Source organism: Pseudoalteromonas sp. S1727 (genome assembly GCF_005886375.1).
Classification (GTDB): Bacteria; Pseudomonadota; Gammaproteobacteria; order Enterobacterales; family Alteromonadaceae; genus Pseudoalteromonas; species Pseudoalteromonas haloplanktis.
In genome coordinates this window covers 1-7616 of the sequence record NZ_PNDT01000175.1, presented here as the reverse complement: position 1 = coordinate 7616, position 7616 = coordinate 1, and the positions used below count along the sequence as shown (strand labels likewise).

The 7616-nt window shown below is 42.3% G+C and carries 4 protein-coding genes; all 4 read left to right on the top strand.

Annotated features, from left to right (window positions below; genetic code table 11):
* The first annotated feature begins 386 nt into the window (after window positions 1-386).
* The 4 genes from pdhR (at window position 387) to lpdA (ending at window position 7470) form a co-directional block, all read left to right on the top strand.
* Complete coding sequence (pdhR, locus tag CWB85_RS21365) at window positions 387-1136, top strand: pyruvate dehydrogenase complex transcriptional repressor PdhR (RefSeq protein WP_016708268.1); 750 nt, start codon at window positions 387-389, stop codon at window positions 1134-1136.
* Window positions 1137-1252: 116 nt separating this feature from the next.
* Window positions 1253-3919, top strand: a complete 2667-nt coding sequence (gene aceE, locus CWB85_RS21360) for a pyruvate dehydrogenase (acetyl-transferring), homodimeric type (protein WP_016708267.1) — start codon at window positions 1253-1255, stop codon at window positions 3917-3919.
* A gap of 11 nt (window positions 3920-3930) precedes the next feature.
* A complete protein-coding gene (gene aceF, locus CWB85_RS21355) occupies window positions 3931-5844 on the top strand; it encodes a pyruvate dehydrogenase complex dihydrolipoyllysine-residue acetyltransferase (RefSeq protein WP_138555973.1) in 1914 nt (637 codons plus the stop codon).
* A 198-nt stretch (window positions 5845-6042) separates the two neighbouring features.
* Window positions 6043-7470: a dihydrolipoyl dehydrogenase gene (lpdA, locus tag CWB85_RS21350; protein WP_016708265.1), complete on the top strand. Its 1428-nt coding sequence runs from the start codon at window positions 6043-6045 to the stop codon at window positions 7468-7470.
* The last annotated feature ends 146 nt before the right edge of the window (window positions 7471-7616 follow it).

The window sequence follows — 7616 nt, the reverse complement described above, 5'->3', positions numbered from 1 at the left end:
CCAGCTAAATTATAAGAATAGATTTGAGGAAGTTACTGGGCGTTAGGGAAGTTATGGTTAAAATCTAAAATCTAAAATCTAAAATCTAAAATCTAAAATCTAAAATCTAAAATCTAAAATCTCATCTCTCCACTGTCTGGTCAGACCATTTGTTTTTTCTGTTAAAACCCTTTCCAAACACTGACTGTATCTCATACTGTTTAATCTTTGTGCTAAATGCGTTAGGCTGGATTAACGACAGATAATCTAGGTAAATTGACAGCAAAGTTGCTTTTTGATAACGTATGGCTCAAATTTGGTATGACCAATTTACCTTTTGGTCTTGACTATGGGCACAAACTTGAGTTTATCAGGTTTTATTCCCACTACAATGCGGACGTTGATTAATGTCTTTAAAGATTAAAGCTGCAAAACTATCGGATGTTATTTTACAGCAACTTGAGAATATGATTCTTGAGGGCTCATTAGCACCGGGTGAGAAACTGCCGCCAGAACGGGAATTAGCAAAACAATTTGAAGTGTCTCGACCTTCATTGCGTGAAGCGATTCAAAAGTTAGAGGCAAAAGGCTTAGTAACGCGTCGGCAAGGTGGCGGGACGTATGTAAAAAATCAACTTGAAGAAGGGTTAACAGATCCGCTTTTTGATTTGATCAGTAAGCACCCTGAATCACAGTTTGATTTATTAGAATTTCGTCATGCATTAGAAGGTATTGCTGCTTATTATGCCGCGCTGCGTGGTACGAGTACTGACTTTAATAAAGTAAAAGAAAGTTTTGAGTGCATTGCTTTAGCGAATGATAATTTGCAACAAAAAGCAAAAGCAATTAATGCCTTTCACTTTAGTGTTGCAGAGGCATCACATAATGTGGTGTTACTGCACTTAGTACGTGGTATGCAGGCATTACTTGAACAAAATGTATTACAAAATTTAACGGTGTTGTTAGAGAAGCCACATATTAGTAAGCGCTTAGCTGAGCACCGCCGTTTATTAATGGATGCAGTGATTGAAGGGAATCCGGAGCAAGCGCGACTTGCCAGTAATGCTCACTTAGCTTTCATTGAAGAAGCATTATTGGAAGCCGGCAAAGAGCATTCGCGAATTGAACGTAGTTTAAGACGCACAAAGCAAAATTAAGTAATTAAAAACTAAGTAAAAGATAAATAATTTAAGCAAGTACTGTTTATATGGCAACACTATTACCACAGTGCTAATTAAGAACATTCGTATTTTAAACATAAGGAAACCTCCATATGTCTGAAGTCAATAAAATTGACGTAGACGCGCTAGAAACACAAGAGTGGTTACAAGCTCTTGAATCAGTTGTGCGTGAAGAAGGTGTTGAACGTGCTCAGTTTTTACTTGAGCAAGTATTAGAGCAAGCCCGTTTAGACGGTGTTGATATGCCAACTGGTATCAACACAAACTACGTTAATACGATCCCGGTCGATCAAGAGCCTGCTTACCCAGGTGATGTAAACCTTGAACGCCGTATTCGTTCTATTATTCGTTGGAACGCAATTATGATTGTATTGCGTGCTTCGAAAAAAGATCTCGACTTAGGCGGCCATATGGCGTCTTACCAGTCATCTGCGGCATTTTATGAAGTGTGCTTTAATCACTTCTTTAAAGCGCCAAACGAAGTAGACGGCGGTGACTTAGTTTATTACCAAGGTCATATTTCGCCTGGTATTTATGCGCGTGCATTTGTTGAAGGCCGTTTATCTGCTGCCCAGTTAGATAATTTCCGCCAAGAAGTTGATGGCAATGGTTTACCATCATACCCACACCCTAAGTTAATGCCTGAATTCTGGCAGTTCCCTACAGTATCTATGGGCCTTGGCCCTATCGCGTCTATTTACCAAGCGCGTTTCTTAAAATACTTAGATGGTCGTGGCTTAAAAGACACCAAAAATCAACGCGTCTATGCGTTTTTAGGTGATGGTGAAATGGATGAGCCAGAATCACGTGGCGCTATCTCATTTGCTGCTCGTGAAAAGCTAGACAACCTTTGTTACCTAATCAACTGTAACTTACAACGCCTAGATGGCCCAGTAATGGGTAACGGTAAGATCATTCAAGAACTTGAAGGTCTATTTAAAGGTGCAGGCTGGAACGTAATTAAAGTAGTTTGGGGTAGCGGTTGGGATATCTTACTTGCTAAAGATACCACGGGTAAGCTACTACAATTGATGAACGAAACCATCGATGGTGATTACCAAACTTATAAAGCGAAAGATGGCGCATACGTACGTGAGCACTTCTTTGGTCGTTACCCTGAAACAGCAGCACTTGTTGCTGATATGACAGATGACGAAATCTTTGCCCTTAAGCGTGGCGGTCATGAGCCATCAAAACTATACGCTGCATTTAAAAAGGCTGAAGAAACGAAAGATCGTCCAACTGTGATCTTAGCTAAAACAGTAAAAGGTTACGGCATGGGAGAAGCGGCTGAAGGTAAAAACATCGCGCACCAAGTGAAGAAAATGGACATGTCACATGTTGCTCATTTACGTTCACGTTTAGGTTTAGATGATTTAGTATCTGAAGAGCAGCTAAAAGAGCTTCCTTATCTAGAGCTTGAAGAAGGCTCACCTGAGTATAAATACTTACATGCACGTCGCGATGCATTAAAAGGTTATACACCTACACGTATCCCTAACTTTACTGAAAAGTTAGTATTACCTGAAGTTGAAGCATTTAAACCATTATTGGAAGAGCAAAAGCGTGATATCTCTACCACTATGGGCTTTGTTCGTGCACTTAATATCTTATTAAAAGATAAAGGCATTGGTAAAAACATCGTACCAATTATTGCTGATGAAGCGCGTACCTTTGGTATGGAAGGTTTATTCCGTCAAATCGGGATTTATAACCCGCATGGCCAAAACTACACACCACAAGACCGTGACATTGTTTCTTACTATAAAGAAGCGACATCAGGGCAAGTATTGCAAGAAGGTATCAATGAGTTAGGTGCTATGTCTTCATGGGTTGCTGCGGCAACATCATACAGCACGAACGATTTACCAATGATCCCATTCTACATCTACTATTCAATGTTTGGTTTCCAACGTGTTGGCGACATGGCATGGATGGCAGGTGACCAACAAGCTCGTGGCTTCCTACTAGGTGCTACGGCAGGTCGTACAACGCTAAATGGTGAAGGCCTACAACACGAAGATGGCCACAGCCATATTCTTGCTAACACTGTACCTAACTGTATCTCTTATGATCCAACTTATGCGTATGAAGTAGCGGTAATCATGCAAGATGGTATTCGTCGTATGTACGGTGAAAACCAAGAAAACATTTACTACTACCTAACACTGATGAACGAAAACTATGCACAACCTGCAATGCCAGAAGGTGCTGAAGAAGGTATTCGTAAAGGTATCTATAAGCTTGAAAGCTACGCAGGCAAAAAAGCCAACGTACAACTATTAAGCTCAGGTACTATCATGACTGAAGTACGTAAAGCAGCGGCTATCTTAAGTGAAGATTACGGTATTGCGTCAGATGTTTACTCAGTAACGTCATTTAATGAGCTTACCCGTGATGGTCAAGATGTTGAGCGTTTCAACATGCTGAACCCTGAAGGCGAGCAAAAAACAGCTTACATCACCAGTGTATTAAACGACTCAGTAACTGTTGCCGCAACGGATTACATGAAAAACTACGCTGAGCAAGCGCGTTCATTCATTCCAACTAGCAACTATAAAGTGTTAGGCACAGACGGTTATGGCCGCTCTGATAGCCGTGAAAACTTACGCCGTCACTTTGAAGTTAATGCAGGTTATGTTGTGGTTGCTACATTATCTGAACTTGCTAAACGTGGTGAGGTTGAGAAGTCAGTGGTTGTTGAGGCACTTAAGAAGTTCAACATCGACACGACCAAAGTTAACCCACTGTACGCATAAGAGGTTTTGCAATGAGTATTGAAATTAATGTACCAGATATCGGTGGCGATGAAGTTGAAGTAACCGAAATCTTAGTAAGCGTTGGTGACAAAGTTGAAGTTGACCAATCGCTACTAACCGTTGAAGGCGACAAAGCATCAATGGAAGTACCAGCTGCACAAGCCGGTACAGTAAAAGAAATTAAAGTTAGTGAAGGTGACACGGTTACCACTGGCTCTTTAATTATGATCTTTGAAGGCGAAAGTGCTGGCGAAGAAAAAGCGCCAGAAGCGCCGGCTAAATCTGAAGATGCAGTACCAGCTGCTTCTTCTGGCTCAACCACGAAAGAAGTTACCGTACCAGATATCGGCGATGATGAAGTTGAAGTAACCGAAGTCATGGTTGCAGTTGGCGACGAGGTTTCAGAAGAGCAATCTATCTTAAACGTTGAAGGCGACAAAGCGGCGATGGAAGTACCAGCACCGTTTGCCGGTACCGTTAAAGAAATTAAAGTTGCCACTGGCGATAAAGTAAAAACAGGCTCGTTAGTGTTTGTTTTTGAAGTTGCCGGTGGTGAGTCTGCCCCTGCGCAAGCCGAAGCAGCGCCAGCGCAAGAGTCAGCACCTGCACAAAGCGCAGCGCCAAGCAGCAAAGAAGTCAACGTGCCTGATATTGGCGGTGACGAAGTGGAAGTCACTGAGGTGATGGTTGCAGTAGGCGATAAGGTTACTGAAGATCAATCAATCCTAAACGTTGAAGGTGATAAAGCGGCCATGGAAGTACCTGCGCCGTTTGCAGGAACTGTTAAAGAGATTAAAGTAGCTGCGGGCGATAAAGTATCGACCGGTTCACTTATCTTTGTATTTGAAGTTGAAGGTAGTGCACCAGCAGCTCCTGCAGAAAAGTCAGCGCCGGCATCAGCACCTGCGGCTAAAACAGAGTCAGCGCCAGCACCACAAGCAGCACCTGCAAAAGCAAGCAACGAGAGCTTTGAAAATAACAGCGCGTATGCGCATGCATCGCCAGTTGTTCGCCGTTTAGCTCGTGAGTTTGGTATCAACCTTGCGAACGTAAAAGGCTCTGGTCGTAAAAACCGTGTTGTTAAAGAAGACGTGCAAAACTATGTGAAGAACCTAGTTAAGCAAGTTGAGTCTGGTCAGTTATCTGCGGGTAATGGTAATGGTAATGCGGGCGGCGGTGAGCTTGGTTTAATTCCATGGCCAAAAGTTGATTTTGCTAAGTTTGGTGAAATCGAAGAGAAGAAACTGTCTCGCATTCAAAAGCTATCGGGTAAAAACTTACATCGTAACTGGGTGCAAATCCCTCACGTTACACAGTTTGATGAAGCTGATATCACCACCCTTGAAGAGTTCCGTAAAGAGCAAAATGCCCTTAGCGAGAAGAAAAAGTTGGGTGTTAAAATCACCCCGTTGGTATTTGTAATGAAAGCAGCGGCCAAAGCGCTTGCTGAGTTCCCTACATTTAACTCGTCATTGTCTGAAGACGGTGAAAGCTTAATTCTTAAAAAGTACATCAATATCGGGGTTGCCGTTGATACACCAAATGGACTCGTGGTACCTGTATTTAAAGATGTTGATAAGAAAGGCATCATTGAATTATCACGTGAATTGATGGAAGTGTCTGTAAAAGCACGTGATGGCAAGTTAACTGCATCTGACATGCAAGGCGGCTGTTTTACTATTTCAAGCTTAGGCGGTATCGGTGGTACAGCATTTACACCAATCGTTAACGCACCAGAGGTGGCAATTTTAGGTGTATCTAAATCTGAAATGAAACCGAAATGGAACGGCAAAGAGTTTGAGCCAAAATTAATGGTTCCACTTTCAATGTCATACGACCATAGGGTGATTGACGGTGCACTTGCGGCACGCTTTACTGTGACTTTAGCAAGTTACATGAGCGATATTCGCCAACTGGTTATGTAGGCAGTTAGTGTAAGCAATATAAATAAAATAGAATCAAATCCCAGCCAGTTGTTTTTTGCTGGGATTTTTACCATTTGCAATGATACAATATTTATCTATCTTGCATAAATTTTTGATCTGCTCTCCCTTTCTGCCCATGCAGAAACATGGCAGTTAAACTTTAGGGCAGTGTCCCGTTCAAACAATTAAGGTAATAGCATGAGCAACGAATTAAAAACTCAAGTTGTTGTACTAGGCGGTGGTCCTGGTGGTTATTCTGCGGCTTTCCGTGCTGCTGACTTGGGCTTAGAAGTTACATTAGTAGAATCTCGCGACACATTAGGCGGTGTATGTCTTAATGTGGGTTGTATCCCTTCAAAAGCACTTTTACACGTAGCTAAAGTAATTGATGACGCTGCTGAAATGTCATCTCATGGTGTTACTTTCGGCGCACCACAAATTGATTTAGACAAAATCCGTTCTTGGAAAGAGTCTGTAATTGGTCAATTAACCGGCGGCCTAGACGGCATGGCTAAAATGCGTAAAGTTAAAGTTGTTTACGGTTATGGTAAATTCACTGGCAGCAACACTCTTGATGTTGAAGGCGCAGATGGCAAAACGACAATTACCTTTGATAATGCTATTATCGCAGCAGGTTCGCAACCAGTTAACTTACCTTTCATCCCTGAAGATGACCGTGTAATCGATTCAACTGGCGCGCTTGAACTTAAAGATGTACCAGAAAAACTACTTGTATTAGGTGGTGGTATCATCGGTCTTGAGATGGGTACTGTATACCGTGCGCTTGGTTCTGACATCGACGTAGTAGAATTTGCTGATCAACTAGTACCAGCAGCTGATAAAGACGTGATCAAGATTTACCAAAAATACGTGAGCAAAAAGTTCAACGTAATGCTTTCTACTAAAGTAACTGGTGTTGAAGCAAAAGACGACGGTTTATATGTAACGTTTGAAGGTAAGAATGCACCGGCAGAGCCAGTACGTTATGACAAAGTACTTGTTGCTGTTGGTCGTACACCAAACGGCAAACTACTTGATGCAGACAAAGCAGGTGTTAACGTTGATGAGCGTGGCTTTATCAATGTTGATAAACAGCTTAAAACAAATGTTGATCACATCTTCGCGATTGGTGACATTGTTGGTCAACCTATGCTTGCGCACAAAGCGGTTCATGAAGCACACGTTGCTGCTGAAGTTATCTCAGGTCAAAAACACTTCTTTGACCCTAAATGTATTCCTTCAATCGCGTATACTGATCCAGAAATCGCTTGGGTTGGTGTAACAGAGAAAGAAGCAAAAGAGCAAGGCTTAAGCATCGAAACTGCGGTATTCCCGTGGGCAGCTTCAGGTCGTGCAATTGCATCTGCTCGTACAGAAGGTCAAACTAAACTTATCTTTGATAAAGACAGTGGCCGTATTATCGGTGGCGCTATGGTTGGTATCAACGCAGGCGAAATGCTTGGCGAAATCGGCCTAGCAGTTGAAATGGGCGCAGATGGCGAAGACTTAGCGCTGACTATTCACGCTCACCCAACATTGAACGAATCAATCGGCCTAGCAGCTGAAATCTTTGAAGGTTCAATCACTGATTTACCAAACAAAAAAGCAGTTAAAAAGAAGAAGTAAGTTCTTTTAGTTAATTGTTTAAAAACCCAAGCCCCGGCTTGGGTTTTTTGTTTTTAATTGCCGTCAGCCGTCAGCCGTCAGCCGTCAGCCGTCAGCCGTCAGTTTAAGACAAATTCGTCTTGACACGAAAGTTGAAGCGGGCAAAT

Coding starts and splice junctions, on each gene's coding strand:
- pdhR (WP_016708268.1), top strand. CDS start 387: ATGTCTTTAAAGATTAAAGCTGCAAAACTATCGGATGTTATTTTACAG.
- aceE (WP_016708267.1), top strand. CDS start 1,253: ATGTCTGAAGTCAATAAAATTGACGTAGACGCGCTAGAAACACAAGAG.
- aceF (WP_138555973.1), top strand. CDS start 3,931: ATGAGTATTGAAATTAATGTACCAGATATCGGTGGCGATGAAGTTGAA.
- lpdA (WP_016708265.1), top strand. CDS start 6,043: ATGAGCAACGAATTAAAAACTCAAGTTGTTGTACTAGGCGGTGGTCCT.